Here is a 25,984-nt window from a genome sequence, read left to right on the forward strand (position 1 = left end):
ACTACATTTCCCTACATCGAAGTGGCGCTGTTACAAGTGAAGCGAGGCCTGCAATGCTTGAAGGAACGCCGCGACGCAGGCCGCCGCTGCTGCTCCGGCATTCCATCGAGACTGCAATGCAGCTGTCTGCCAAACATCGACGCCATCAACGACCAGCTGCTTCTCCCCGGGCTCGTCTCCGATAGTCTCTCGATAATCGACAACCTTCCCCTTCTCCTTCGGCACCTTGATTTTTGCAGTCGCCGATCGAAGCCACGCCGCGCCTGCGACGACGGAAAAGACGGCCACGCCGACTGTGAGCAATTGATCGCATGTCATTTTGCAGAAGGTCCATTCTTTGCGTGATGCGGAGACTGACCGCGCTGAGACGCGTCACAGTGCATTGTACTCACACATAAATTATACGACTTTATATAGCCCTCTATATTCTTTCTTTTTTCGTGCGCGTATGTAAAGAAAGTCGCGTCTCACTGCGGCTCAGCGTCTCAACCACAGGGCCGCCAACCTTGATTTGGGAAGAAGAACAATGGCCGACCTCAATTACGTCTGGGAAAAGTTTTCGACTGCCATCTATTCGCTGGCCGGCAACGGTCCCATGCGGGAGCGCTTGCGCTCGGCTTACCTGAGCTTTCATCCCGTAAGGATTGCTGATTTCGATGACGATCCAGAGATGCAGGCGGACTACCGCGAGATCATGGATCGACTCACGGCCTGGTCTGAAGGATACCCTGGAGAAGGGAAGGTCCCGTCTACTCTACGTCAAATGAACGATGAAGAAGCGGACGAGGTCGCCGATCTCATTATTGATTTTTGTTTTTCAGTCGCGCGCGCTCGCATTGAACAAGCTCGCAACTCGCGGACCTAGCTCACCAGTTATTCCCCGTGGGCGTGGGCCCTTCACTTAGCAGCCTAATGCCAGCGTAGTATCGGACCTGTGAGCCATCCACGCGGGGCGCGCAATTCGCAATCCTGGAATTGCTGCTCGCAGGTCTCGACCGAAGCTCTGCGCTGTGCCGACTTCCCTCCGGCCGTTCGTCTCGCACCAATCCCGCTATGCGACGAATATATCATTGGCGGGGGTCTTTAAGCCCGGCGATACCACGCAACGCGTCTTGATGAATGCGGAGATGGGCGAACCCAGCTCTTCCAATTCCTCGATCGCTTCTCGCGCGCTATCCGGTTGCAGAAAGTAGGCACGCTTGCGTAGCCGCAGATAATCACGAAAATGTTCTTCGTGCGCTCGATTTTGCGCTTTACCGATCGGCTACTCCTGGCATCTCGGATCCGCGCATGACAGCGATACAACACGTTGATATCGCTTGACACTGTCTCTTGCATTGCGGCCGTAACTTGTCATCTTTGTCCCGACGCAGGGCGATCCGCGGACAGGGTTTGAACCTGCGATCTTCAAATTATGGGACTGGAGGTCGAGACTCAACCCCACCAGTCGCATCAGAAACAGCGCGAACAAACATCACGTTCGCATAAAGGCGGCGCGAATGCACAAACCTGGTCGCGGGGTTATCCATTTGCACGTGCCGAACGGTCCACATAGGATGATGGCGCCCTATTCTTCGACCGAAGTTGCAACAGCGATAGGCGTGTCATTGAACACCTTCTATCGCACGCGTCAAATTAGGCACGAGCGCGACGGCTTGCCAGCGCCGATCAGTGAACGCGGGCCGCTCAAGTGGGAACGCACTGGCTTCGAGGCCTGGCTGGCTCGGCATCATCCCATGCGCCCGAAGACAGTCGCCAATGACACATTTGTGCCACCGCCCCCAGCAAGCGACGAAGAACATCGCGAGCGGTTGAGAATGGCCTATGAGGATCATGGCGCTTGACATTCAAGGTCGCGCTAGATTCCAATGGTGCCCTCTCACTTCGGCACCGAGGCTTTCAATGGCCGATCCGAAATTTCCATACGTGAAGTGGCGTGATGGCCGTCCGCGTTCATCACATGGCGCTTACGCCAGGGTACTCGGCTTTGTCGATGCCGACCTGCGCCATCCACCCCACGATCAAAAGGGCCGCCCGGTCGGCGCGTGGTTCAATCTTCAGGAGGCGTCCGATTTTTCCGACAGACGACGAGCGGAAATCGATGCGGCGCGCCGCGCTGGCAAGCTGCCGAAAAAGATTACAGTCCGCAAACGCGCCACGATCGAGGATCTTCTAGACGATTGGAGCAAATCGTCCGAGTTCAACGCGCTTTCGGCCGCGTCGCAATCCTCCTATCGCAAGTGTATTTCCGCCATCCTATACCGGCCGCAGACGCGCGAAGCCGCTGCGAAGATGCGTGCCGAGATCCGCGCCGCCAAGCTGCTGGGCGTGGCCGAACCCGCGCGCGAACCGGAGGCGATTGCGACCGCCACACCATCGTCAATCGGCAAACCGGAGCTTCGAGCGTTCTACAATTATGCGAAATCGGTCCGCGGCCATCATATGGCGCTGTCGATGATCGCGACGCTATCAGCTGCACTCACCTGGGGCCAGGAAAGCGTCCTATGGCGCCTTGGACCCAACCCGCGAGAGGGAATGGAGTTCGATCATCCGGACGGCCGTATCGTGCTGGTCGCAATGTCGGAATTTTTAGCCTGGGTTGCCGCAGCGGATGCAATTGAACGCTCGTCGATCGGCGACAGTTTCTATCTTGCGCTGTTCACTGGACAACGCCAGACAGACCGCTTGATCATGCGCAACGAAAGCGACGTCGAGGGACGGCACGCGTTCCGGCAGAGCAAGACTGGCGAACTCGTCGACATCAAGGAAGCGCCACAACTCACGGTACGGCTGAATGCGTCGCGCGCGCGGGTAAAGGCACTCAAGCTGCGGCTTCAGCTTGAGACGGTACCGGTCGAGTTGGTCGTCAACGAGGACAATGGCGAGCCTTATGATGAGAGCACCTATAGGCATTGGGTGTCGACCGCGCGTGCCGTCGCCGTGTTCGGTTTCCTCAGGCGCGATACCGCGCGACAGGCGGTCGTCCGCGCGGAGCGACTGAGCACCGAGCTGACTAGGATCGTCGATAGGCTATTTGCGGCTTTCCCGCTTGACGAAGAGAACAAGGCACGGCGAGCCCGCGCGGTCGATCAGCGTGCGCGTGCGCTGACGCAATGGCTGGACGCGCAGACGGAGCGCGACAGCAATGGCGATGAAGCAGCATGGCGGCTGAAGCCGTGCCAATCGCTGATGTTCGTCAATGGCGCAGGCGAAGTTGACCAGAAACACGATCAAGATCTGCGCGACACTTGCGTCATGCTGCTTGATCGTGCCGGCTGCGATTTGCTTACCATTTGCGACATCACCGGCCATTCGTACCGAAGTGCACAAACCATCGTAAAGCATTACCGCGCCCGCAATGTAGATCGCGCCGACGCCGGCATAGACCGGCTCGAATTGCAGGTACGCAAGGAAGGGATGAAAGGTTAATCGCCGAAAGCCCGACGGCTTGAAAGGTTGAAGCTGTTGTGATGGTGACGAACGCCATCCGATTGATGGCTTTTCGAGCCCCGCCAAAGCTTGCCACATGGCCGGCTATTAATAAGCTCCAGCACACTCCGTCCCGCGCGGCGTACCGGTACGTCTTGGCGGCGAAGTGCGGACGATTCTGCCGTCCAATTTGACCGTCACATGCAGATCGGATTCCATCGAAAACATTCAGAGAACATCCTCGACTCGTCGCACGGTGTGCGACGTACGACCACAAAAAGCGTCGCACGAGACTCGTTTTGTTCTCGATCGAGATCGCGCTAAGGTCCTGGAAATTAAGGATTTTCCTTTGGTGGGCGCACCAGGGCTCGAACCTGGGACCCGCTGATTAAGAGTCAGCTGCTCTACCAACTGAGCTATGCGCCCGAAAGGCGGTTAAGGCCTTGCGAGGCCGGTCGTTTAGCAAAGCGATCCGGGTATGGCAAGCGATGGGACGCAAGTTTTCCAAGGCTTCGTCCACACGTCCAAAAAAGCGAAAAGCCGCCGGATTCCAGCGGCTTCGCCAGGGTTAATCCCGGGACAGTCCGGCCCCCCTCAGAGCCGGCCTTCGCCGTCCCGGTCCGAACCGCCGTCGCGGTCGAAACGGTCACGGTGGAAGTGCTCCATGCCGCGCTCCATCATGCGGTCCATGCCGCGTTCCATGAAGTGGCGGGGCGGGCCGTCTTCGCCGCCGCCGAATGGGCCGCGGTGGCGGGTCAGCACCGCGAGGCGCCGTTTCTGGCCCTCATCCAGCGTCTTGTAGAGTGGATCGGCGGCATCGGCGATCTTCTTCAGGGCCGCGGAACTGGCGCCCATGTCCTCGGCGCGCTGGCGCAGGCGAGCGATCGGATCCTCCGGCTGGTCGGTATCGCCCGGGCCGGCATTCATCCGCGCATTGGCGCGGTCGATGCGCAGCTTGGCGAAATCGCGCACGGCGGCCTCGACCGGCGGCCACAGCTTCTCCTGATCGGCATTGAGCTTCAGGCCGGCATGGACGGCGGCGATCCGCGCGTCGACGAAGGCGGCGCGGTCCTCGGGGTTCATACGGATGTGATGGAAGCGCTCCATCCACGGGCGATGATATTGAGCATAGACCACGCCCGAGCCGGCGATGCTGAGCACGGCGATGGCAGCGATGGTGAACTTCCTCATACGGACCTCCTCTGGAAGGATGCCCTGAGGATGAGCGCGGTGCGGCTGACGCGCAACTTACAACTTGGACAGGAAGCGGCGCTCTTACGACGACGTAACGCCTGATTTTACCGCCAGCCACAATTGGAAATCATTCGCAACAAAAAGGCTTCCGTGCAGCTCGCACGGAAGCCCCTTCATCTTCTTTCCAGATCAGTTGGTCGTGCTCTTGGCTTCCTTCAGGAATTCGTCGATCAGCGGCTGGCCGACGCGGCTTGCGGCGTCCTTGTAGACCGGCTCCATCGCCTTGCGCATCGCCTCGTCCTGCTCGCCCGTGAGCTTGATGATCTCGCTCTTGCCGCTCTTCTTGATCTCGGCGAGCGCGTCGTCGTTCTCCTTCTGCGACTGCGCGTTGCTGAAGGCGGTCGCCTCCTTCATCGCCTTCGAAAGCTGGTCGCGGATGTCGGCCGGCAAATCGTCCCAGAACTTCTTGTTCACGATCACGACGTAGCCGATGTAACCGTGATTGGTCTCGGTGATGTACTTCTGCACCTCGTGCATCTTCTGGGTATAGATGTTCGACCAGGTGTTCTCCTGTCCGTCGACGACGCCGGTCTGGAGTGCCTGGTAGACTTCCGAGAACGCCATCACCTGCGGCAGCGAGCCGAGCGCCTTGAACTGGGCCTGGAGCACGCGCGAGGACTGGATGCGGAATTTGACGCCCTGATAGTCGGCAGGCGAGATCAGCTTCTTGTTGGCGCTCATCTGCTTGAAGCCGTTGTCCCAATAGGCAAGTCCCGTGATGCCCTTGGCGTCCAGGAGCTTGAGCAGCTTTGCGCCGAGCGGGCCTTCCGTCACCTTCCGCAGCGTCTTCAGGTCGGGAAGGATGTAGGGCAGATCGAACACCTCGAACTCGCGGATGCCGAGCGGGCCGAATTTCGAGTTGGACGGCGCCAGCATCTGCACGCTGCCGAGCTGGAGCGCCTCGAGCTCTTCCTTGTCCTTGTAGAGCGTCGAGTTCGGATAGACTTCGACTTTGACCTTGCCGCCGGTGTACTTCTCGGCGAGCTCCTTGAATTTCTCCGCCCCCTTGCCCTTCGGCGTGTCGGTGGCGACGACGTGGCTGAATTTGATGATGATCGGGTCAGCGCTGGCGGGGCCGACAAGGCCCAAGGCCAAAGCCGCGACGGAGGCCGCGATCGCAAAGGTGCGCATAATCTCTCCCTGGTGTTTTTTGGGCCGCTCGGCATGCCGAGCGGCCTATCCTCATGCCGACAGCATCAATACAGGCCGGCAGCCTGCACGGCTATTGGCCGTTAGCAGGGCAGGTATTCATGGTGAATGCCGCGAGCATCGCTGCGCCTCTCCCGCTTGCGGGAGAGGGTTGGGGAGAGCGCGGGGACATTCCCTGTGAGAACGGAGCCTTCACCCGCCTCGCTCCGGCGCGCAAGTGCGCTGCCGAGCGCGTCGGCTTCTCCCGCCAGCGGGAGAGGCGAAGTCAGCTGCGTCAACTCGCCGCTGCCGCCGTCACCGTATCGCGCTGGCGCTTCATGACGATCTTGTTGAGCGCGCCGAGATAGGCCTTTGCGGAGGCCACCAGCGTATCCGGGTCCGCCGCACGCGCCGTCATCGAACGGCCGTCCTGCGACAGCCGCACCGAGACCTCGGCCTGCGCGTCGGTGCCTTCGGTCACCGCGTGAACCTGGTACAGCTCGAGTTTGGCCTCGTGCGGCACCAGGCGCTTGATGCAGTTGAAAACCGCATCGACCGGACCGTTGCCCTCGGCCTCCTCGATCTTGATCTGGCCGTCGACGTCGAGCTTCATGGTCGCGCGCTGCGGGCCGTGCGTGCCGGCGATCACGGTCAGCGAGGTCAGCTTGATGCGGTCGTGCGAGGCCGCCATCTCCTCGTCGACCAGCGCCTCGATGTCCTCGTCGTAGATGTCCTTCTTGCGGTCGGCCAGCGCCTTCATCCGCGTGAACGCATCTTCCAGCTGGTTCGGGCCGAGCTTGTAGCCCATCTCCTCCAGCTTGTGCACGAAGGCATGACGGCCGGAATGCTTGCCCAGAACCAGCGAGGACTGCTTCAGGCCGACCATCTCGGGGCGCATGATCTCATAGGTGGAGGCGTCCTTCAGCACGCCGTCCTGGTGGATGCCGCTCTCATGCGCGAACGCGTTCCGGCCGACGATGGCTTTGTTGTACTGCACCGGGAACGAGGTCGCCGCCGATACCATCTTCGAGGCGCGGGTCAGCTGCGTGGTGTCGATCTTGTTCCAGTACGGGAATTTGTCGTTGCGCACGTTGATCGCCATCACGATCTCTTCGAGCGCCGCGTTGCCGGCGCGCTCGCCGATGCCGTTGATGGTGCACTCGACCTGGCGCGCGCCGCCGACCACGCCGGCCAGCGAGTTCGCCACCGCCATGCCGAGATCGTTGTGGCAGTGCACGGAGAACACCGCCTTGTCCGAGTTCGGCACGCGCTCGATCAGCGTCTTCATGAAGTGGGTGTATTCCTCCGGCACCGTATAGCCGACGGTGTCGGGGATGTTCACCGTGGTGGCGCCGGCTTTGATCACGGCCTCTACGATGCGGCACAGAAAGTCCATCTCGCTGCGGGTGCCGTCCTCGGCCGACCATTCGACGTCGTCGATCTGGTTGCGGGCGCGGGCGACCATGGCGACCGAGGTCTCGATCACCTGCTCCGGGGTCTTGTTGAGCTTCACCCGCATGTGCAGCGGCGAGGTCGCGATCACGGTATGAACGCGGCCGCGCTTGGCGAACTTCACCGCCTCGGCGCAGCGGTCGATGTCGGCCGGGTGGGCGCGGGAAAGGCCGGCGATCACCGAATTCTTGGAGCGGCGTGCGATCTCGCTGACCGCCTGGAAGTCGCCTTCGGAGGTGATCGGGAAGCCGGCCTCGATGACGTCGACGCCCATATCGTCCAGGAGCTCGGCGACCTCGAGCTTCTCCTCGAAGGTCATGGTGGCGCCGGGGCACTGCTCGCCGTCGCGCAGCGTGGTATCGAAAATGATGACGCGGTCCTTGTCGGACTTGTTCACGGTGGCCATTCCAAATTTCCTTTTGAGCTTTTGCGCCGTTCAGTCTGCTGGGCGCTTGAGGTGTCCGGTGATCTCGACCAACCCCTGAGCGCCCAGGCGCGTGGCGCCCAGCCGGCCCTCAGGGGCAGCTAAGAAGAAGCCCGCCAAGAAGGAGGGTGGGCAGCGCGGCCGGGATCGCGGCGGCGGCCACAGCCACCTCCCCCGAAATCCCATCGATTTGGCCGCGAATCAGCATTGCCAGACCCTTTTGAGCCCACAATCCTCGGTCAAAACCGTTGACGGTTGGTTGCCGGAGGCTCGATACGCCCGTTTCTAGACGAGAAACGGCCGCAACTGCAACGCCAAAAGATGGTCAGGAGAACTGACCTAGTAGAAGGGAATTTGTCGGCTAGCGCGCGACCGCCGGCTAGCCGGTTCCGGTGCGACGGGCGCGAGCCCTGCTTTCCCAGCGGTTCAGCATCTGGCCAAGCTCGCCGGTGGTGACCACGGCGGCGCCGGCGTTCGTGATCTCGTTGGTGTTTGCCGGCGCGTGGGCGGAGAGCCAATCCGGCTCGGTGTATTCGCGCCAGCGGCGTGCCTCCGCCCGCCTTTTGCGAGAGACGTAGTCGCGCGTGAAGTAGCCGGCCGCAAATGCGATCGCGAGCAGAATGACCAGGACGACAAATTGCACAATGAGCTCCGGCTTTATCCCCGTCAACCTCCAATCCAAACGCATTCGAAGGTGACGAAATTGCGACCCGCCTCGCGCAGCGGTTTCGATTCCACCCCTCGCAACCGGCTGCGGACCGCATTAACCTCCGCCCCGCTCGGCCGGATCAACCGGCCAGCGAACATGATCGGGAGGACGCGATGACACGCCAAGAGGCTCGTGACGGAGAGCAGCGTGACCAGGATGGTGCGCTTTCACGACGAACACTTGTCCAAGGAGTTGTACAAGGGCTTGCGCTCGGCGCCGCCGCCACAATGGCCGGAGCCGGCTCCGCGCTGGCGCAGACCGGCCCCGCGGCACCGCCGACGACGATCACCACCCCGCCGCGCGACTTCGGCCCCCGTGGCGCGCCGACCACCTATTTCTGGGACCCCGACATCATCGCCGTCGATCCGTCCTTCAACGATCTCGCGCAGCCCAACACCGCGATCAAGCGGCTCTACACCGGTGTGCTCTGGGCCGAGGGCCCGGCCTGGAGCGCGCAAGGACGTTATCTGCTGTGGAGCGACATTCCCAACAACCGTCAGATGCGCTGGAGCGAGGACGACGGTCGCGTCAGCGTGTTTCGTGCGCCGTCCAACAATTCCAACGGCAACTCGTTCGACTTCCAGGGCCGCCAGCTCTCCTGTGAGCATCTGACGCGTCGGGTGACGCGTTATGAGCATGACGGCACCGCCACCGTGCTCGCCGACTCCTATCAGGGCAAAAAGCTGAACTCGCCGAACGACATCGCCGCGCATCCCGACGGCAGCTACTGGTTCACCGATCCGCCCTATGGCGGCCAGCTCTACGAAGGCGAGCCCGACGTCGCAGGCGGCCCGAGCAATGCAGGCGGCAAGCTCAATCCGCGGATCGGACAACCCGCCGGCTTCGTGGCGGGCAAGCGCGAGCTGCCGACCAATTGTTACCGCATCGATCCTTCGGGCCGCATCGACCTCGTCGTCACCGAAGACCAGGTGCCAGATCCGAACGGCCTCTGCTTCTCACCCGATTACAAGAAGCTCTACATCGCCTCGACCGGCAAGGGACCGGGCGACACCGGAGCGGGCGGCAAGGGCGAGATCTTCGTGTTCGACGTCGGCACGGACAACAAGCTCTCCGGCCTCAAGAAGTTCAGCGATTGCGTGATCGACGGCGTGAAGTGCGGACCCGACGGCCTGCGCTGCGACGTCAACGGCAATGTCTGGGCCTCCAGCAATGCCGGCCGCTCGGTCGGCTACAATGGCGTGACGGTGTGGTCGCCGGAGGGCAAGCTGCTCGGCCGCATCCGCCTGCCGGAAGTCTGCGGCAACGTCTGCTTCGGCGGCCCGAAGCGCAACCGCCTGTTCATGGCCGCGAGCCAGTCGCTCTACGCGGTGTACACGGCGACGCAGGGCGCAGGGCCGGGCTGAACGATACAAGCTGAATGCGACGAGGCGTCAGCGCACCCCCGCTGGCGCCTCAAATATGAAGCCGATCGTTCACGAGGATAACGAAGTAACCGTCACCGTCCGTCCAATGACCTTGCGGGAAACCGCAATGATCATCGACTATTTCCACTCAGCGGCGCCGGAGCATTTGGGCATGCTCGGGGTCGATCCAACGCGACTGCCGCAGCCATCGCAATGGCAGCGACTCTATCAGCAGATGTTCGACCAACCGATCCGCTTACCTCTTCGAGTAAGCGTATCTAGCCCAATCTAGGAACGCTTAACCATGCTCACCGTCTATGGCGAAGGTCGTGGCTTCCGTGTTGTTTGGCTGCTTGAGGAATTAGGGTTGGCTTATCGGCTGCGCCCGGTCGATCTGCTCGCGGTCGAGAATGATCGCGAGTTCCTCGCGATCAACCCGGCCGGCTTCATTCCCGCACTGCAGGACGGCGAGACGATCATGGTCGAGTCGATCGCGATTCTCGAGTACCTGCTTGCCCGCCACGGCTCAGGTTCGCTTGCCGTCGCCCCGGACGATCCCGCCTTCGCTTCCTATCTGCAATTTCTCCACTTAGGCGAGGCCGGGCTCGCCGGGCCGATGAACGCCGTCTTTGTCGGTCGCGAACTGGCGCCCGAAGCCGAGCGCGATGCCCGGGTTACCTGCTGGGCACTCGAGACCTTCGAGAGCCGGCTGGGGTTGGTGATCCGCCGCCTCGCGGATTGCCCCTATCTCGCCGGCGACCGATTCACTGCTGCCGATATCTCGGTGAGCTACGCCCTCCTGCTCGGCCTGCGAACGGGCAACTACGTCCCCGGTTCTACCGAGCGGGACTATCTCGCTCGCACCACGGCACGCCCTGCCTACGCCCGAGCGATGGAAAGATGCCAGGCCACCAAAGCTTGGGCGGCGAGATCACCGGGATTGTAGTGCTCGCTTCATCGGAGCGGCCAAGCGCCTGATTGAGTAGTTGCGAAAGTACGTCAAGACGCACGGTGAAGGCATGGGGCCCGCGTCCACATTCAAGACCGTGCGCACTGGTCTTCCGCAGGCAGCACGTGACCTCCGGACAGACCGCGTGATAATTGAGCCATGGCAGACAAAATTCGCGTCGTTGTTCTCTATGGCGGCAGGTCCGGTGAGCATGAGGTCTCGCTGAAGTCCGCGGCCTCCGTATTCAGGCATCTCGACCGCACCCGCTTCGAGGTGATCCCGGTCTCCATCGACAAGGAGGGGCGGTGGCAATGGAACGACCTTGGTGCGCTCGATCAGGCGCAAGCGGTGTCTTTGCCGATCCTGGAAGAGGCGCCGGAGATACGGCTCGCCAGAGAACCTGATGGACGCGTCGCTCTCATGCCGATTTCCGCAGAGACGATGGCTCCGCTCGAGATCGATGTCGTCTTTCCGGTCATCCACGGGCCGCTTTGCGAGGACGGCACCGTGCAGGGCCTCCTGGAATTGGCCGACGTCGCCTATGTCGGATCCGGCGTTCTCGCCTCCGCCGTCAGCATGGACAAGGATGTCGCCAAGCGGCTCGCCGAGTTCGCGGGCATTCCGGTCGCGCCCTACCGCGTGCTCACCCGCAAGGCCTTCGTGCAGGATCGATCCTCGTCTCTTGCGAAGGCGATCGAAGGGCTGAGCCTCCCGGTGTTCGTCAAGCCGTGCAATATGGGCTCCAGTGTCGGCATTCACAAGGTGAAGACTTGGGATGCGCTCGGAGCGGCGCTCGACGATGCGTTTCGTTACGATATCAAGGTGCTGGTCGAGCAGGGCATCGACGCGCGCGAGATCGAGGTCGCGGTGCTCGAGGGCGAGACGCTGTTCGCGAGCCTCGCCAGCGAGCTGAACCCCAATGCCCACCACGAGTTCTATTCGTACGAGGCAAAGTATCTCGACCCCGACGGCGCCCGCGTCGACCTTCCGGCCAGGCTCGACCCGTCACAGATGGAGCGCGTGCGGTCGCTCGCCACAGAGGTGTTCGCAGCGCTCGAATGCAGCGGCTTCGCACGCGTCGACTTCTTCCTCGACAGGCAAAGCGGTGAGTTCTGCTTCAACGAGATCAACACCCTGCCCGGCTTTACCTCGATCAGCATGTATCCGAAGATGATAGAAGCCTCGGGCGTGCCGTATGGCGAGTTGCTGACGCGCCTCGTCGAACTGGCGCTCGACCGGCACCGGCAGCGGCGATCGCTGGAACGGGGTTACGCGACCTAGGTTGTTTCCAGTCGGGAGCAAAGCTCCCCAGGAATCGACGCGAGCCAGGGAAGACACCATGCGCGTTGTGATCTGCGGCGGCGGCGTGATCGGGGCCTGCACCGCTTATTTCCTGCGCCGCCTCGGCATCGACGCGACTGTCGTGGAGCGAACCGAGATCGCGGCCGCCGCGTCCGGCAAGGCCGGCGGCTTCCTGGCCCAGGACTGGTGTGCCGGCACGCCGCTCGATGCGCTCGCGCGGCGCAGCTTTGCACTTCATGCGCAGCTGCCCGCCGAGGTCGCGGGCGATTGGGGCTATCGCGCGATGTCCGCATATAGCGGATTCGTTGCAGCCGATAGTGATCCTCGCCGGGACTCACCATCCGCGCTCGGCTGGCTGAGTGACGGCGTCATCGTCGCACAGCGCATCGGCACGCCAAAAACCACTGCGATCGTCCATCCCGGAAAATTCACGTCGGCCACGATGAACGGGGCACTCGCGCTAGGTGCGGAGCTGCGCCTCGGCCGCGTCACCGGCATCGTGCGCGACGCAGATGAAATAGCCGCAAAGGGCGTCGAGATCGACGGAGACCTCATCGAGGCGGACGCCGTCGTCATCGCGATGGGACCATGGTCGCTGCTGGCCGCGCAATGGATGAGCCTGCCTGCGGTCTACGGCCAGCGCAGCCCGAGCATCGTCTACGACACCGGCGCGGACGTGCCGGCCGATGCGCTGTTCCTGGAATATGATGAGAATGGCAGCGCGGTCTCGATCGAGGTTTTCCCGCGTGCCGACGGCAGCACGCACGTCACTGCCTTCTCCGACGTCGCGCCACTGCCGCTGGATCCGGCCGTGGTGACGCCCGACGAGGACGCGATCGCTCGCCTGCAGGCGATCTCCGAACGGCTGTCGCCCGCGTTTCGCGCCGACAGGATCATCGCGCGGCAGGCCTGCTTCCGTCCGGTCACGCAGGACGGCTTGCCGCTGATCGGCAAGGTGCCGGGAAGTGAGGGCCTCTACGTTGCGACTGGACATAATGTCTGGGGCATCCTCAATGCGCCCGCGACCGGCGAAGCGCTGGCGCAGCTGATCGCGCATGGCGCAGCAGGCGATGTCGACCTGTCGCCGTTCGATCCCGCCCGGCTGCGCCCGCTCGATCCGTCGCTGCTAAGGGCGCGCTAAGCCGCGCCGGAGAACGCGGCCTCCGCTTCGCTGCGCAACCGGTCCCGGCGTTTCGAGATGGCTGACGAAGACGTCGCTGATGCGGAGCAACTCGCGATTGGACAAGCCAGAGAGATCGCCGATGTCGAACAGCATCGCACGGCGTCCGAACCTGAAGTCGACGAGCAGGCCGGGATCGGCGAACGGCTCGTTGACGAGGCGGCATTCAACCAGCTGGACCATGCTTTAAGACCTTCCCGCGCGGCGCGGCATTACCACTGACAACGCAGCTCGCTCGCGGTCGCATCGACGCCCGTGGCGGGCGATGATCAATGGCTGCTCGCAGTGCGGGCGTTTCGGGTCGACACTGACGATCGCAAGGCCGAGCGCATACAGCATGGCGATCGACGAAATCTGCATGCCTGATCCCGAAGCAGCGCTTGCAACTGCAATACCAGCTGTTTGCGCAGCGCTAGACTTTAGCCGGCTCTCACAATCCCGAATGCAGTTTCACTTGCCGAGAATGTCATCGCCGTTATAGTCCCGCCCCAATAGCTCGTAAGAGGCTTATTAAAAGGGAGAAAGAACAACATGAAAACCATACTCTCTGGTGCATTGCGGATGGTCCTCGGCGCAGCCTCACTCGGCGCGCTGATGACCGCGTCGAGCGCGGCACTTGCGGTAGACCCGATCAGGATCGGCGTGATCGCGGAGGCGCAGGCGATCGCCGGCGCATCGATCCCGCAGGCGGCGCAGCTCGCAGCCGACGAGATCAATGCGAGCGGCGGCGTCGACGGCCGCAAGATCGAGATCATCTCCTACGACAATCACTCCTCCTCCGCAGATTCGGTGCGCGCGTTCCAGCGCGCGGTGAACGAGGACAAGGTCAACGCGGTCATCGCCAGCTACATCAGCGAGGTGGTGCTGGCGCTGGAGCCCTGGGCCTCGCGTCTGAAGACGCCGTTCGTGACGCCCGGCGCGGCCTCCAACGAGATCAGCAAGAGCGTCCACGCCGACTACGAGAAGAACAAGTACACCTTCCATGGCTATCTGACCTCGGCCGCGCTGGCGCTCTCGGTCTGCGACGCCGCCAAGGATCTGCTCGTCGACAAGATGCATATGAAGTCGGTGGTGATCATGAGCGAAGACGCCGCCTGGACCAAGCCGCTCGACGTCGGCTACGAGGAATGCCTGCCCAAGGTCGGGCTGAAGGTGCTCGATCACATCCGCTTCTCGCCCGATACCACCGACTTCACGCCGATCTTCAACAAGATCGAGGGCTCCAAGCCCGACGTGATCATCACCGGCATCTCGCATGTCGGCGTGCAGCCGACGGTGCAGTGGAAGAACCAGCAGGTGCCGATCCCGATGTTCGGCATCGCCTCGCAGGCGACAAACGAGACCTTTGGCAAGGACACCAATCAAGCGGCCGAAGGCGTGCTCTACCAGGGCGTCTCCGGCCCTGGCGTTGCGGTGACGCCGAAGTCGGTGCCGTTCGCGGAGAACTTCAAGAAGAAGTACGGCAACTATCCGTCCTATGCCGGCTACACCGCCTATGACGAGGTCTACTACATCGCCGATGCCGCCAAGCGCGCAGGCTCGACCGACGCCGACAAGCTGGTCGCGGCGCTCGAGAAGACCGACTGGGAAGGCACGATCGGTCGCGTCCAGTTCTACGGCAAGGACGATCCGTTCACGCACTCGATCAAGTACGGCAAGGGCCTGATCACCGGACTGATGCTGCAATGGCAGAACGGCAAGCAGACCGCGGTCTGGCCGAAGGACGTCGCCAAGACCGACGTCAAGTTCCCGAGCTTCATCAAGCTCACCACGAACTGATCGGAACAGCTCCCGGGCTCTTTCCCCGGGAGCTTCCACATGCGGCTTCCGCAGCACCTTTTCTCCAAGAGGCAGCCAAGACTGCCTGGCCAACCATAGATGCGAGCATTCCAGATATTGATCGATGGCTTTGCCATCAGCGCTCTCTACGCTCTCGGTGCAACCGGCTTCACGCTGATCTTCGGCGTCTCCGGCGTGCTCAACCTCTCTCACGGTGCCATCATGGTGGCCGCGGCGGTGGCGGCCTGGGCTGCTGCCAGCATCCTCAATGTTGGCACCTATGCCGGCGCGCTGATCGGCGTCGGCGTCGCGCTTCTCACCGCTTTTGCCACCTATTTCGCAGTGGTGAAGCCGATCCAGGATTCGCGGCGCATCCCGAATGAGGAAAAGGAGATCTTCGTCCTCACCGGCACCCTGCTGTGGGGCATCATGATCCAGGAGCTGATCGCCTATTTCTTCACCAACAACGCCAAGACCGTGCTGCCGATCGTCGACGGCGTGGTCGAGATCCTCGGCGTCCGCACGCCGCGCAACGAGATTTTCACGGCGATCGTCTGCTGCCTGGTCATCGCGCTGCTGTGGCTCCTGGTGAACCGCACCCGCACCGGCAAGGCCGTGCTGGCGGCCTCGATGAACCCGCGCGGTGTCACCCTGCTCGGGCTCGAGCTCACCAACATCTACATCGTGGTGTGGGCGATCTACGGCATTTTGGCCGGCATTGCCGGTGTGCTGCTCGGCATGTTCTTAGGGGTCAGCTCCTACAGCGTCGGACCGCTGACCGCGAGCGCGTTCTCGATCGTCGTGCTCGGCGGCCTCGGCAGCGTCTCCGGCTCGCTGATCGCGGCCTTCGTGGTCGGCTATCTCGAGACCCTGACGGCCTACCTGCTCTCGCCGGCCTACCGCACCATCCCGGCGCTGCTGCTGCTCGTCTTCGTGATGTACATCCGGCCCCAGGGCCTTCTGGGGAGGCGCTAAGATGTCCACCTTCTTCACCTCGCGCCTGTTCTTCATCTCGGTCGCGCTCGTCATCATCGCGGCGACGCTGCCGCTCTACGTCTCCGGCTATGTGCTCGGGCTGCTCACCGTCGCGTTCTATTTCGGTGTGTTCGCGATGGCCTGGGACCTCTTGTTCGGCTTTGCCGGCGAAGTGAACTTTGGCCCCACGTTCCTGATCGGCGTCGGTGCCTACGCCGCCGGCATCCTCAATGCCCAGTTCGGCTGGTCGGTTTATCTCTGCATCGTCCTCGGCGCCCTCGCCTCCGTTGTCGCCGGCCTCGTGCTGGCGCTGCCGGCCTTGCGGGTGCGCGGGCCCTATTTCGGCCTGACTACGCTGGTGGCGGTGCTGATGCTGCAGAATTTCATCGTGGTGTTCGCCGACCTCACCGGCGGCGAGATCGGGCTCACCATCCCCGACGTCATCTCCATCAATGCCGGCACGAACTACTGGATCGCGCTCGGCTTCATGACGATCTCGGCCGCAATCCTCTACGGCCTGTCGCAATCGCCTGTTGGACTCGTGCTCCAGGCCAGCGGCCAGGATCCGGTGCAGGCCGGCGCGCTCGGCTTCAACATCGTCAAGCACAAGCTCGCCGCCTTCATCGTCAGCGCATTCTTCTCGGGGCTGTCGGGCGCGCTTCTCGTGTTCTACTTCGGCACCGCCTCGGTCGGCACCGTCGTCGACGTCGCGGTCGGCGTGAACGTGATCGTCTCGGCCGTGCTCGGCGGCCGCCGCACCGTGCTTGGCGCGGCGTTGGGCGCGATCTTCCTGATCGTCGCCGGCGAGTTCCTACGTCCGACCGGTGAGCTCGCGACCTTCATCGTCTCGGCGGTCGCGCTCCTCGTCGTGCTGTTCTTCCCCGGCGGCTTCCTCGGAGCGGCCCTCTCGCGCGAGGCGCGCACGTGATGGACATGAGGCTTTCAAACCGGGCCGTGCTCGAAGTTCGCGGCCTGACAAAACGCTTCGGCGGATTGACCGCGGTGAAGAACCTCGGCTTCGAGGTCAACGCCGGCGAGATCTTTGGCCTGATCGGGCCGAACGGCTCGGGCAAGTCGACGGCGATGAAGAGCGTGATGGGCATCGAGCGCCCGACATCAGGCGAAGTCGTCTTCGAGGGCGAGAACGTCGCCGGCCTGCCCGCGCACAAGATCGCGCGCAAAGGCTTTGGCATGGTGTTCCAGCACTCGCGGCCGCTGAACCGGCAGACCGTGCTGGAAAACATCATGGTGGCGCTGTTGCCGGACAGCCTGTTCATGCTGTTCCCCGACAAGGCGCTGGTCGAGCGCGCCAAATGGATCGCCGAGCGCGTCGGGCTCGGCGCAGTCATGAACCGCCGTCCGCCAACGCTGCCGTTTGCCGATCTGCGCCGGCTGGAGCTTGCCAAAGCCATCGCGCGCGATCCCAAAGTCGTGCTGGTCGACGAGCCCTTCGCCGGCCTGACGCGGGCCGAGGTCGACATCTTCTCCGACCTGATCCGCAGCTTTCGCGACGAGGGCCGCGCGGTGATGCTGGTCGACCACAACGTCAAGAGCGTCGCCGCCCTCGTCGACCGCGTGCTCGCGATGTATCTCGGCGAGGAGATCGTCACCGGCAGGGCCGACGACGTGATGAAGAACGAGACCGTGCGCCGGGTCTATCTCGGCGGCGCCATCGAGACCCATGCCCGGCCCGAGACCAGCTTCAAGGATAAGGTGCCGCTGCTCCAAGTCGAGAATGTCAGCGTGTTCTACGGCAAGGCCCAGGCGCTCGAGAACGTCTCGATCCACGTCCATGAGGGCGAGTTCGTCTCGGTCGTCGGCCTTAACGGCGCCGGCAAGACCACGCTATTCAACACCATCTCGGGCTTCCTGCCTTACAGCGGTGAGATCGTGCGCGGCGGCAACAAGCTGCGCGGCACCAGTCCGGCCAGGATCGCGCGCAACGGCCTCGTGCAGTGCCCGGAATCGCGCGAGCTGTTCGGCGAGATGAGCGTGCGTGAAAACCTCGATCTCGGCGGCCAGCACCTTTCCGATGACAAGCGCGCCGCACAGCTCGCCTGGCTGTTCGAGCTCTTCCCGATCCTCAAGGAGCGCCAAGGGCAAATGGCGCAGACGCTATCCGGCGGCGAGCAGCAGATGCTCGCCATCGGCCGCGCGCTGATGATGCAGCCGCAGATCCTGATCCTGGACGAGCCGACGCTGGGCCTTGCCCCCGTCATCCTCGAGCAACTGTCCAAGGCGCTGACCAAGTTGCGGCAGACCACGTCGATCACGGTGTTGCTCGGCGAGCAGAACGTAACCTTCGCGCTGCCGCATGCCGACCGCGTCTATGTGCTGGAGCATGCAAGGATCGTCTGGGAGGGCGATCCCGGCCGCTTCGCGAGCGAGGCCGGCGCCGATTTTCTTTAAGTTCGTCAACATCAACAAAAACATGAAAAAGGAAACGACCATGCGACCATCAATTCTCGGCAGCAGCCTGCTCGCCTCCGCGCTGGCGCTGTGCCTCGCGGCACCCGCCTACGCGCAGTCGACCGATCCGATCAAGATCGGCGTCATCGCCGAGGTGCAGTCGATCGCCGGTGCGGCGACGCCCGGCGGCGCGCAGATCGCTGCCGACGAGATCAACGCCAAGGGCGGCGTGCTCGGCCGCAAGATCGAGATCGTCACCTACGACAACAAGAGCTCGTCGGCGGATTCCGTGCGCGCCTTCCAGCGTGCGGTCAGCGAGGACAAGGTCTCCGCCGTGATTGCGAGCTATATCAGTGAGGTCGTGCTGGCGCTGGAGCCCTGGGCGGCGCGGCTGAAGATGCCGCTGATCACGCCAGGGGCCGCCTCGAACGAGATCACCAAGGCGATCCACAACGACTACGAGAAGAACAAGTACACCTTCCATGGCTACTTGACCTCGGCGGCCCAAGCCCAGCTCGTCTGCGACGCCGCCAAGGACCTGCTCGTCGACAAGCTCAAGTTCAAGACCGTCGCGATCATGAGCGAGGACGCCGCCTGGACCAAGCCGCTCGACGTCGGCTACGAGGCGTGCCTGCCGAAGGCCGGCCTCAAGGTCGTCGAGCACGTCCGCTTCTCACCTGATACCACCGACTTCACGCCGATCTTCAACAACATCGAGAGCAAGAAGCCCGACGTGATCGTCACCGGCATCTCCCATGTCGGCGTGCAGCCGACGGTGCAGTGGAAGAACCAGCAGGTGCCGATCCCGATGTTCGGCATCAGCGCGCAGGCGCTGAGCCCGACCTTCTGGAAGGACACCAATGGCGCCGCCGACGGCATACCGTCGCTGGCGGTGGCGACGCCCGACGTCGCCGTCACTCCCAAGACGAAGCCGTTCGCGGCCGCCTTCAAGGCCAAGTTCGGCACGCCGCCGGCCTATACCGGCTACACCTCCTATGACGAGGTCTACTTCATCACGGAAGCCATCAAGCGCGCCGGCTCGACCGATCCCGACAAGATGGTCGCCGAGCTCGAGAAGACCGATTACGAGGGCACGATCGGTCGCATCCAGTTCCACGGCAAGAACGACGAGTTCACCCACGGCATCAAGTCGGGCCCCGGCGCTGTCACCGGCCTCGTCTTCCAGTGGCAGGACTCCAAGCAGGTCGTGGTCTGGCCCGAGAAGATCGCGGAAGGCAAGATGAAGTTTCCGAACTTCGTCAAGCTGTCGCAGTAACCAGTCGCATCGACAGGAAGCCCATCGCTCCGCGCGGAGTGATGGGCTTTTTGCTGCCTTTCGCAGATGCGTTCTACGCCGCCGCCTGCCCTATCGACCTTGGGCGATGTTGACTTTCGCCATCCTGCTCCCAATACTTCGCCAAAAATAACAACCAAACATAAGACGGTTTTGAGGGAGGATAGGATGCCGACTTCACGCAGGCAGCTGCTGAAGACATCGGCGGCTGCCGCCGCTGCACTCAGCCTCGATTGGACACGGGCCCAGGCACAAGCCGAGAATTTGCGAATTGGCGTCATCTACGATCTGACCGGGCCATTCGCCGCAGGCGGTTCGGTCGCCTCTTCGATCGGTGCGCAGATTGCCATCGATCTCGTCAACGAGAAGGGCGGGATCGGAGGCAAGACCAAGATCGTGCCTGTTGCCGCCGACTCCCAGAGCAAGCCGGACGTCGCGATCAATGAGGCCGAACGCCTGATCAATCAGGAGAAGGTCGATATCCTCAACGGCGTCTATGCGAGCTCGCATGCCGTGCCGCTCGCCGCCAGGGTCGAGCAGCAGAAGAAGATCCTCTGGATCACGACCGCGGTCTCGACCGCCGTGTTCAAAGACAAGAATCTGCAATACGTCTTCCGCGCGCAGATTCATTCCGACCAGTACGGACAAGCCTTTGCAAGCTTCATCAACGAGCATGCGAAAGCCAAGCTCGGCATCGACCCCAAGGAGGTCAAGGTCGCATTGATCCACGAGGACGGCCCGTATGGCGTTGGCGTTGCCTCCGCCGACGAGGCCTATGCCAAGCAGGCCGGCATCCAAGTGGTGCTGCGCGAAGGGTATTCGGCCTCGGCGCCCGATCTCTCCGTGCTCGTCACCAAGATCAAGCGCGCCAAGGCCGACGTGATCTCGCATGCCGGCTACAACCCCGACATCACCCTGTTCCTGCGCCAGGCCCGCGAGAGCGGCTTGCGTTTCAAGATGCTGTTCGGGGCCGGTGCCGGCTACAGCCAGCTCGACAAGCTGCGTGCGACTTTCGGCTCCGACATCGACAATTTCTGCAACATCGATCCGGTGCCGGCGCAGCTGCTCGACCCCGCCAAGCTCGCGCCGGGCATGGGCGATCTGATCAAGACCATGGTCTCGCGCTACCAGTCCAAGACCGGCGCCACCGACGTGCCGCCGCACTGCTCGATGGGTTTTAACCAGACCTGGGTGCTGCTCAACAATGTGCTGCCGGTCGCCAAGGAGAAGTACGGCAGCTTCGAGCCCGAGGCCGTTCGCAAAGCAGCGCTCGACGTCGACATCCCCGCCGGTGGCACCATCCAGGGCTATGGCGTGAAATTCTTCCCGCCGGGCACGCCGCTCTCCGGCCAGAACGAGCGCTCGACCCCGGTCGTGATGCAGAACGCCGGCGAGCACATCTCGGTGGTGTGGCCGACGAACATCCGCACGCGGGAGCCGGTCTTCCCGCTGCCGAAGGGCTCGACCTACGGGGCGTAGCCGCCGCGCTGACGCCGCGCGAGCGGTGCACCCTCTCCCCTTGCGGGAGAGGGTGGCTCGCCGCGCAGCGGCGCGCCGGGTGAGGGGTTGTCTCCGCAGACACTTCTCTCGATAGGAAGTCGCGAAGAGAGGCCCCTCATCCGGCGCCGTAGCACGAAGCTTCGCTTCGGCGTTCTTAAGAACGGCGGCCGAAGGCCGCCTATGCCACATTCTCCCACAAGAGGAGAAGGATCTGCAGCGTGCACGCGGCTAACCAATCAGTGCTGCAACGAACCCCCTGCCCCGCTGGCGACGTTGCAGCCGATGGTGCTTGCATCCAGTGGTAATTCTTTTCGCGCTGTAGTTGGATTTTCGATCGCGCGGCCGCGCTCTCAAGTTGTCGGACGAAGTTTTGCTGAAACACGAGCCTGCTATAGTAGCCTTTAGGTAATTGGCCCTGCTCCTTTTTTCGCACGGCTGGCGCAGTCGGCGAACGGGCGCGCATCCAGCGGGGACTGGGAATACTCATAACAGTGATAGTCAATGATGGGGGTGATCATGCCCGCCATATTCGAGCTGCTCTATCGCGAATATTGCCGCGCCCGCCTTACTGAAATGCGGAAACAGCCTCTGCTCACGAGCAAACGTCCTGAACTCTCGCAAGCGGACTGCGATCCTGCTGGTCAGAGTAGCGTTGACACGGCGGACACGCAGACCGGTGACAGAAGCAGTCGCCTTGCTTTGGCAGCAACTACGTTGCCTTAATTTGAGAGGTGGATCATGAAGACCGCACTTCTTATTGCAGCCATATTAGCTGTTGGTGTTGTATCAGCTAATGCTGGTAGTGATCAGCGTCATCGTTCATCACTCCATAAGAGACACCATACTGGATCGGCTGTAATGGCTGTTGGTGTTCCAGCAGGCGGTGGTATTGACCAACGATCTGCCTCGACACTTTATAGGCAAAATCTGCGCGACTCAGGCTACAATGCTAAGGAGAACTTTGATAAAGCTGGTCATATGTGCGTGTCCTGTAATTATCAGGGCGCTGTGACGACTGAGAGCGCGATAACAACAGATCGAGCAGCCGGAGAAGAAGCATCGGGGCGGGTGTGCAGATAGAAACTTCGCACTTTTTCAAGACGAGCCTCGCCGAAAAATAGCCCCCAAAGGATTCCCAATGTGGGTTTCCTCTCGGGGCTTTCTTTGTTTGCGCGCCCACTGCTCGGCCATGCGCGCGGCCAGCTCAGCGGGCTCATCGCTACAACACCACGCGCCGCCCCTCTTCCGCCGCCCAGTAGCCCGCGTAGTTCACCTTGATCGTCTCGTACGCCAGCGCGAGGTCCGAGAGCGGCTGTCGTCCCGTCGCGGCGCATTCCATGAAGTCCTGGATCTCCTGCAAGTACCCGCGCGTCCATTCCTCCTCGAGGCAGACATATTGCCAGCCGGTTTTGCGGTCGACCTTTTCGGTGATGTAGACGCTGGCGAGCTTCTCCTCGCTGGTCTGGTAGCTCATCAGATGCGTGTTCGGGGCGATGTTGGCGAACAATGAGCCGCCGGACGTGTAGGTCTCGATCAGATTGCGCACGCCGCCCATGATCATGTCGCCGGAGAACACGGTTGCCTTGGTGCCGTCGGAGAAGGTCGCCGTCAGCGTGCCCCAATCCTCGACATCGACGGGATTGGCCTTGATGTAGGTGCGTTCGTCGGTCTTGAGGCCAGCGGTAACGTTGCCGACATCGCAAGTGACGCTGGCGACGCGGATGGTCTCGCCGCGCGCCTTGGCCTCGACCTGCTTGAGGTAGAGCACGGCCGAGAGCGGGTGACAGCCCATGCGGATCAGCGAGCCGCCGCCCGTCATCGCCCATTGCGCGGCATGCGCGGCGTGCGAGCCGGAATGGCTCTCCTCGCCCTTCATGAACAGGATCTTGTCTTTCGTCGCCTTGATGATCTCCGCGGTCTTGGTCACCGCGGGCGCGTAGATCCAGTCCTCGGCATACATGAACAATTTTCCGCTACGCTCGATCGCGGCCCGCGTCGCGTCCATCTCCTCCAGCACGCGCTCGTACATCAGCGCCTTCGGCACATGCTTGCCGATCGGCCGCGCATCGCCCTCGCGGCCGAAATAGCCCGCAAACGGCTTTTCGCAGATGACGTGCTTGCCCGCCTGCATGCCGGCGACGATCATCTCGGCATGAAGGTTGGGTGGGGTGCAGATGTCGATGACATCGAGCTCGCGGTCCGCAATCACGTCCGCGAAGCTGCGATAGACGCACGGGATGTTGTGGCGGGTCGCGAACTCGACCACGTGATCGCCGCGCGCAGCCACTGCCGCAACCTCGACGTCCACGCCATAGACGCGCCGGAACGCATACATGTGCAGCTCCGACACGAAGCCGCAGCCGACGAGTCCCACTCTGATTCTTGCCATAGCGCCCTCACCCACTGTTTTGGGTGGCACTATAGCCCGCTTGCCGGCCTAATCCACCGAGACCCGCACCACGCCGGCGCTCATCATGCCCAGTGCGCGGGCGGCGGGCACCGAGAGATCGACGATGCGGCCGCGGATGAACGGGCCACGATCGTTGACGCGGCACTGAATCGTTCGTCCGCTGTAGGATACCCTCAGCACGGTGCCGAAAGGACGCGTCCGGTGCGCGCATGTCAGCTCGCCACCTTTACCGGCCTTTCCATATCCGTAGTACGAAGCAAGCCCGCTTTCGGCGTGGGCAACGGAAAAGGCAAAAAGCAAAAAGCTGGCAAGAGATATCAATAGCGTCGTCTGCGCTTGCACGGCACCCTCCCGGTTACCCTGCCCGGCGCTGCAAACGTCGCTTTGTTCCCTAAGGTTCCCAAAAGACTGCCGGGCGATGCCCGGCAGCGCCATCACTCTTTGTTACTGTTTGTGAAACACCAGCGCGCGCACCTCGATGCTCTCGCGCGGGGCGGCATCTCGCGGCGTGGTCGGATCGACGAAGGCCGTGTGCGGCCCGAACCGCGTCCGGCCGTCGGTTGCGGAGTCATAACACTTGAGCAGCAGCGCCTCGTCCGGCGTCATCTCGGGGAAATAGAACCAGCGGTGGTTCGGATTGTACTTCACCGAATAGGTCTCGCCGCGACGGTTGGGATAAATCAAATCGGAGGCGACGAGATCGTCGGGCGCAACCGTCGTGCCGTCGGCCATCGCCAGCGGTGAATCGCGCAAGGGGCCGCGGATCGGCCGCCACAGATTGATCACCTGCACGCGCCCCTTCAGCAACTCTTCGGCTTCGTCAGGCAGGTGCTCGCGCACGCGATTGGCGCCGGAGACGGCGGTCTGGTCGACATGCACGCGCGTCGCGGGCTGGCGCGGGCCGCCACCACGAATGTCGGCGGCGCCTTCGACGCGCTTGCGCACGGTATGATCGAAGATGACGACACGATCGGCCTTCAGCGTCGCCCGCAGGAACGCCTCGACGGCGGGATAGTAGACGGCGCGAATTTCCTCGTCGTTGTAGAAGTCTTTCACCTGCGTCGGATGGCGCACCAGCGCAAAGCCTTCGCGATCGAGCGAGAAATTCTGCGCAATCAGCCGCGCATCGAAGATCGGGACCCGATGCGGCTCGGCAAGCGCCGTGCTCTTCGGCTCGCCTGGGGGCGGATCGAAGGCGTAGGTGCGCGGCTTGGCTGATGTCGGTGCGAGATAGTTGAGTTCGGCAATGACGAAGGGAAGCGATTCGATTCTTGTTTCTTGCAGGCCCATGGCCGGTCTCCCGATGTGGTCGTCGGATTGATTTTTGACGGGGAGCCGTGGGGTGCAAGGGAGCGGGTGCAAATAGCAATGACGATGTTGTCAGACGTGAAGAACGAAGAAGGAAAGCGTCGAGGAATGCGAGTGCTAAGGAAACACTATCTCGTCTCACGGATGCTTGAGAACTTCGTGAGGTTTCGTGCCCCGGACGCAGCGCAGCGCTTCTTCAGCGATGCGCTGCTGAGCCGGGGCCCATCCAACCGAGAGAGCATTTTGTGCAGCATGGGTCCCGGCTCTGTGGAGCAGCGCTGCGCGCTGCACAGCGTCCGGGACACGAGAGGCTGCGCTACAATCCCGCCTTCGCGATTGCATCGGCGAACGAACGGTCCACGATCTCCGCGGCGTCCAGCTTCTGCTTGATCAGGCCCCAGCGGAAATAGAGGTCGATCGTGCTCTGCTCGTCCGCGACCACGCCGTCGTCGATCGGCGCGAGGCGGATCTTTGCGCGCGAGAGCCAGTTCTGTGGCACGGCGGTCGGGATGTTCATCAACCTGCCCCAGGTCGCGGCATAGCTATCGATGTTGTTCAGCGACCACGCCCGCGCCGCGGTGAGGCGTCGGATGAAGTCGGTCAGCTCCGCGCGCTTGTCGCGGATGGCATCGGGGCGCGCCACCTGGAAGCTCAGCCCCGGTGTCAGACCTTCCGAGGTGATGATGCGGCCCGACCTAAACAGCACCTCCTCCTGGCTGACATAGGCTCCCGGGTCGACCAAGCGTCGACGGAGCCTTGCATGTAGGCGATCTTGGCATCTGAAGGCGCAAGGAACGCGATCTGCACGTCGCTCGCACTCCAGCCGTTCTTCTCGAGCGCGGCGAGGATCAATTGATGGCCGATCGAGCCGCGACCGGTTGCGATCTTCTTAGCCCGCAGATCGGCAAAGCTCTTGATCGGGGAGTTCTCGGGCACGAGGATCGCGAGCCCCTCGCGCGTCTGCCTGATGGCGGCAATCGCCTTCACCGGCGCGCCCGTGGAGACACCCCCACCCCAACCCTCCCCCGCAAGCGGGAGAGGGAGCGCACTGTATTCGCGGCAATAGGCAAGGCAAAGGGCGGCGAGATGCGCGGCTTGCGCCTCAAGCCAGGCCCGCT

Annotated in this window: 24 protein-coding genes, 1 tRNA gene and 1 pseudogene; 16 read left to right on the plus strand and 10 right to left on the minus strand. The window is 62.6% G+C overall.

What is annotated here, in order from left to right; genetic code table 11:
- Positions 1 to 30 precede the first annotated feature (30 nt).
- Entirely contained in the window at positions 31 to 303 is a 273-nt protein-coding gene (locus tag BLV07_RS01810; RefSeq protein ID WP_143035335.1) for a hypothetical protein, read from the minus strand.
- Positions 304 to 526: 223 nt separating this feature from the next.
- Between BLV07_RS01810 and BLV07_RS01815 the strand changes: the two genes are divergently transcribed.
- The 3 genes from BLV07_RS01815 to BLV07_RS01825 all read left to right on the plus strand — a co-directional run bounded on the left by BLV07_RS01815 (position 527) and on the right by BLV07_RS01825 (position 3,429).
- Positions 527 to 865: a hypothetical protein gene (locus BLV07_RS01815; RefSeq protein WP_091878834.1), complete on the plus strand. Its 339-nt coding sequence runs from the start codon at positions 527 to 529 to the stop codon at positions 863 to 865.
- A gap of 742 nt (positions 866 to 1,607) precedes the next feature.
- Entirely contained in the window at positions 1,608 to 1,844 is a 237-nt protein-coding gene (locus tag BLV07_RS48295; RefSeq protein ID WP_210187779.1) for a hypothetical protein, read from the plus strand.
- A gap of 58 nt (positions 1,845 to 1,902) precedes the next feature.
- Positions 1,903 to 3,429 carry a site-specific integrase gene (locus BLV07_RS01825; RefSeq protein ID WP_091878840.1) on the plus strand — a complete coding sequence of 509 codons (1,527 nt, stop codon included), beginning with the start codon at positions 1,903 to 1,905 and terminating at the stop codon, positions 3,427 to 3,429.
- Positions 3,430 to 3,779: 350 nt separating this feature from the next.
- Here the strand turns inward: BLV07_RS01825 and BLV07_RS01830 are convergent.
- The 5 genes from BLV07_RS01830 to BLV07_RS01850 form a co-directional block, all read right to left on the minus strand.
- Positions 3,780 to 3,855, minus strand: a tRNA-Lys gene (locus BLV07_RS01830).
- A gap of 168 nt (positions 3,856 to 4,023) precedes the next feature.
- The gene (locus tag BLV07_RS01835) at positions 4,024 to 4,620 is read right to left on the minus strand and encodes a Spy/CpxP family protein refolding chaperone (RefSeq protein ID WP_091878843.1); all 597 of its coding nucleotides are present in this window, start codon (positions 4,618 to 4,620) and stop codon (positions 4,024 to 4,026) included.
- Between the two features lie 192 nt (positions 4,621 to 4,812).
- Positions 4,813 to 5,814 carry a TRAP transporter substrate-binding protein gene (locus BLV07_RS01840; RefSeq protein ID WP_091878846.1) on the minus strand — a complete coding sequence of 334 codons (1,002 nt, stop codon included), beginning with the start codon at positions 5,812 to 5,814 and terminating at the stop codon, positions 4,813 to 4,815.
- A 292-nt stretch (positions 5,815 to 6,106) separates the two neighbouring features.
- On the minus strand, positions 6,107 to 7,669 hold the full coding sequence (locus tag BLV07_RS01845) for a 2-isopropylmalate synthase (RefSeq protein ID WP_091878849.1): 1,563 nt from the start codon (positions 7,667 to 7,669) through the stop codon (positions 6,107 to 6,109).
- Positions 7,670 to 8,066: 397 nt separating this feature from the next.
- Positions 8,067 to 8,333, minus strand: coding sequence for a hypothetical protein (locus BLV07_RS01850; RefSeq protein WP_091880278.1), 267 nt, complete (start codon positions 8,331 to 8,333; stop codon positions 8,067 to 8,069).
- Positions 8,334 to 8,509: 176 nt separating this feature from the next.
- On the opposite strand from BLV07_RS01850, the gene BLV07_RS01855 reads away from it, so the two are divergent.
- The 13 genes from BLV07_RS01855 to BLV07_RS45840 all read left to right on the plus strand — a co-directional run bounded on the left by BLV07_RS01855 (position 8,510) and on the right by BLV07_RS45840 (position 22,228).
- Positions 8,510 to 9,760, plus strand: coding sequence for an SMP-30/gluconolactonase/LRE family protein (locus BLV07_RS01855; RefSeq protein ID WP_091878852.1), 1,251 nt, complete (start codon positions 8,510 to 8,512; stop codon positions 9,758 to 9,760).
- A 55-nt stretch (positions 9,761 to 9,815) separates the two neighbouring features.
- Positions 9,816 to 10,052: a hypothetical protein gene (locus BLV07_RS01860; RefSeq protein WP_176945286.1), complete on the plus strand. Its 237-nt coding sequence runs from the start codon at positions 9,816 to 9,818 to the stop codon at positions 10,050 to 10,052.
- A 12-nt stretch (positions 10,053 to 10,064) separates the two neighbouring features.
- The gene (locus BLV07_RS01865) at positions 10,065 to 10,706 is read left to right on the plus strand and encodes a glutathione S-transferase family protein (RefSeq protein ID WP_091878855.1); all 642 of its coding nucleotides are present in this window, start codon (positions 10,065 to 10,067) and stop codon (positions 10,704 to 10,706) included.
- A 162-nt stretch (positions 10,707 to 10,868) separates the two neighbouring features.
- Complete coding sequence (locus tag BLV07_RS01870; protein WP_091878858.1) at positions 10,869 to 11,990, plus strand: D-alanine--D-alanine ligase family protein; 1,122 nt, start codon at positions 10,869 to 10,871, stop codon at positions 11,988 to 11,990.
- A gap of 58 nt (positions 11,991 to 12,048) precedes the next feature.
- Positions 12,049 to 13,152: an NAD(P)/FAD-dependent oxidoreductase gene (locus BLV07_RS01875; RefSeq protein ID WP_091878861.1), complete on the plus strand. Its 1,104-nt coding sequence runs from the start codon at positions 12,049 to 12,051 to the stop codon at positions 13,150 to 13,152.
- A gap of 57 nt (positions 13,153 to 13,209) precedes the next feature.
- The gene (locus BLV07_RS47310) at positions 13,210 to 13,413 is read left to right on the plus strand and encodes a hypothetical protein (RefSeq protein WP_176945287.1); all 204 of its coding nucleotides are present in this window, start codon (positions 13,210 to 13,212) and stop codon (positions 13,411 to 13,413) included.
- 309 nt (positions 13,414 to 13,722) lie between these two features.
- A complete protein-coding gene (locus BLV07_RS01885) occupies positions 13,723 to 14,970 on the plus strand; it encodes an ABC transporter substrate-binding protein (RefSeq protein ID WP_091878866.1) in 1,248 nt (415 codons plus the stop codon).
- A gap of 99 nt (positions 14,971 to 15,069) precedes the next feature.
- Positions 15,070 to 15,945, plus strand: coding sequence for a branched-chain amino acid ABC transporter permease (locus BLV07_RS01890; RefSeq protein WP_091878870.1), 876 nt, complete (start codon positions 15,070 to 15,072; stop codon positions 15,943 to 15,945).
- Between the two features lies 1 nt (position 15,946).
- Positions 15,947 to 16,873: a branched-chain amino acid ABC transporter permease gene (locus BLV07_RS01895; protein ID WP_091878872.1), complete on the plus strand. Its 927-nt coding sequence runs from the start codon at positions 15,947 to 15,949 to the stop codon at positions 16,871 to 16,873.
- Entirely contained in the window at positions 16,873 to 18,354 is a 1,482-nt protein-coding gene (locus tag BLV07_RS01900; protein ID WP_176945288.1) for an ATP-binding cassette domain-containing protein, read from the plus strand. Before BLV07_RS01895 ends, BLV07_RS01900 begins: the two co-directional genes overlap by 1 nt.
- Before the next feature lie 40 nt (positions 18,355 to 18,394).
- The gene (locus BLV07_RS01905) at positions 18,395 to 19,630 is read left to right on the plus strand and encodes an ABC transporter substrate-binding protein (RefSeq protein WP_091880279.1); all 1,236 of its coding nucleotides are present in this window, start codon (positions 18,395 to 18,397) and stop codon (positions 19,628 to 19,630) included.
- Between the two features lie 186 nt (positions 19,631 to 19,816).
- Positions 19,817 to 21,127, plus strand: a complete 1,311-nt coding sequence (locus BLV07_RS01910) for an ABC transporter substrate-binding protein (RefSeq protein WP_091878877.1) — start codon at positions 19,817 to 19,819, stop codon at positions 21,125 to 21,127.
- A gap of 759 nt (positions 21,128 to 21,886) precedes the next feature.
- Complete coding sequence (locus BLV07_RS45840; RefSeq protein ID WP_143035336.1) at positions 21,887 to 22,228, plus strand: hypothetical protein; 342 nt, start codon at positions 21,887 to 21,889, stop codon at positions 22,226 to 22,228.
- Between the two features lie 139 nt (positions 22,229 to 22,367).
- Here BLV07_RS45840 and BLV07_RS01915 read toward each other — a convergent pair whose 3' ends face one another.
- From BLV07_RS01915 to BLV07_RS50045, 4 genes and pseudogenes are all read right to left on the minus strand, one after another.
- Complete coding sequence (locus BLV07_RS01915; protein ID WP_091878880.1) at positions 22,368 to 23,537, minus strand: Gfo/Idh/MocA family protein; 1,170 nt, start codon at positions 23,535 to 23,537, stop codon at positions 22,368 to 22,370.
- A gap of 48 nt (positions 23,538 to 23,585) precedes the next feature.
- Complete coding sequence (locus BLV07_RS01920) at positions 23,586 to 23,900, minus strand: septal ring lytic transglycosylase RlpA family protein (protein WP_091880281.1); 315 nt, start codon at positions 23,898 to 23,900, stop codon at positions 23,586 to 23,588.
- Between the two features lie 102 nt (positions 23,901 to 24,002).
- The gene (locus BLV07_RS01925) at positions 24,003 to 24,848 is read right to left on the minus strand and encodes a CmcJ/NvfI family oxidoreductase (RefSeq protein ID WP_091878883.1); all 846 of its coding nucleotides are present in this window, start codon (positions 24,846 to 24,848) and stop codon (positions 24,003 to 24,005) included.
- Between the two features lie 334 nt (positions 24,849 to 25,182).
- Positions 25,183 to 25,868, minus strand: a pseudogene (locus BLV07_RS50045) (ABC transporter substrate-binding protein); the annotation flags it as partial.
- Positions 25,869 to 25,984 lie beyond the last annotated feature (116 nt).

This window comes from Bradyrhizobium sp. Rc2d, from assembly GCF_900099855.1.
Classification (GTDB): Bacteria; Pseudomonadota; Alphaproteobacteria; order Rhizobiales; family Xanthobacteraceae; genus Bradyrhizobium.